Raw genomic sequence first — 1,754 nt, forward strand, 5'->3', positions numbered from 1 at the left:
CCCTTGACGTACACGTTATACGCCGTGGCACCGTCGTATATGTCCCACCTGACATACAGCGACTCGTTCCAGCCCCGTGCCTCGGTTATCTTCACGCCGCCGTTCTGAATGTCTCCGCTCTGGCCCTGATCCGCGGCTTTCGAGAATGCTATGTCGCTCACGCTCTTGGTGTACACGTCGGTCCATTCGGCCGCTTTGGGCGTCACGGTGACGGTGCCGGCCTGCCTGTCGATGTCTATCGAGCCTATATTCTCCGTGTCGTAGTATTTTATCACGTTTCCCGCCGTGGTCAGCCGTGCCTGGTTTTTCGCCGTGTTTAGCGTCACGGAGTGGTCGCCGGGTGTTGTCGTCCCGCCTTGTCCTCCGCCCTGTCCGTCGGTCACGGCGATGCTGTAAACATACATCCCGCCGGTGTTTTCCAGTGTCACGTCACCATCTTCCGTCACCGTGCCCACGTTTGTCTGGTCGTCAATTGTCGTCGTCCCGAAATATCCCGACACGGGCGTAAGGTTGGTCGCGTTTATCCCTCGTGCCGCCGTCTTGCTCGATGTCTTGCAGTTCATGGTAAGCGTCATTCCTTTCCTGAGACCGGATATGGTGATTTTCATCACCTTGTTCATAGCCATGCGCTTTCCCTTGATGTCCACCCGCACAGCGTCGGCGACATCGGCCGTGACAGCCAGCCCTTTCGTAAATTCAAGTTCGGCACCGTTGGCTCTCAACGGCTCCGCGGCGTATGTCGTCCTGTTCTTGTACCTGTCGTTGCTGCTACTCAACTCGTGCTCCCAACCGGCGGCATCGGCAGCCAGATTGGCCTTGTCGGCACCGCTCACATACGAGAAATCCCATGTCTGCGCCACCGCCATATATGGCATGAGCATCATCAACAGCATGGCCGCACCGTATATAATAGTAGTATGTATATGTCTTTTCATGATTGCGGGTTATTTGATTATCATTTTCTTTCCATTCACGATATATACGCCTTTTGGCAACCCCTCGGGCGAGTCTCCGGCATACTGTCCGCCGATGGTATATATCCTGCGGGCGGTACTGCCCGATGCGGCATCCACATCGCTGATCGACGTGTCTTCGGCATCGTAAGATAAGGTTATGTTCACCTGGGACATGTCTGCGGCCATCGTCCTGCCGTCGTCAAAGAGCAGCGCGGCGTTGTCGCCATCAAATGTAATACGTGTCACAAACCCTTCTACGGCAGAGCCGCCCACGGTGACTGTCCCGCCGGTATCGGCCTGTCCCGCAAGGGCAAGCATGGCGAGACATGATGAAAGCATGTAATTCTTTTTCATACAGGTTAATGTTAAATAGATTGTCAAAAAACAGTTTACCTGACAAATATACGTCATTTAAATTGATATATTTACATAATATAATAAGTTTCTGCACGCAAACGATTACGCCTCGCCAATATTCTTTCACAAACAACAGTTATACGCCATATCGCTTACACAACGTTGCCATGCGGCCTGATCAGACATGTACCAACAGGGAGCATCCCGTCCTTTCAGGAATAATATTTACAAAACGCTATCCATATTTCGCCCGTTTCAAAATTAAAAGCCAAAGGCCGGAAATAGGCGGATTATGGGCCGCTTTACGCAAGTGTCTGTGCGTCAACCCAATACATCTACCGCACCTACATCCCCTACCAAACCAACCACACCTACCCTCACTATTTTTTCCATTCAGCGTCCCGTTGCCTCGCATTCAGACGCTAAACGCAAGCCAACGGG

At 52.3% G+C, this 1,754-nt stretch carries 1 protein-coding gene and 1 pseudogene; both read right to left on the reverse strand.

The window, feature by feature from the left end:
• Window positions 1–935 (reverse strand): annotated as a pseudogene (locus MoGM_RS05645) (pectate lyase); the annotation flags it as partial.
• Window positions 936–944: 9 nt separating this feature from the next.
• Window positions 945–1,310 (reverse strand): subtilase, encoded by a 366-nt coding sequence (locus MoGM_RS05650; protein WP_104369151.1) that lies wholly within the window; start codon window positions 1,308–1,310, stop codon window positions 945–947.
• Window positions 1,311–1,754: the final 444 nt, after the last annotated feature.

The organism is Prevotella sp. MGM1 (assembly GCF_002933775.1).
Lineage (GTDB): Bacteria > Bacteroidota > Bacteroidia > Bacteroidales > Bacteroidaceae > Prevotella.

Coding starts and splice junctions, on each gene's coding strand:
- MoGM_RS05650 (WP_104369151.1), bottom strand. CDS start 1,310: ATGAAAAAGAATTACATGCTTTCATCATGTCTCGCCATGCTTGCCCTT.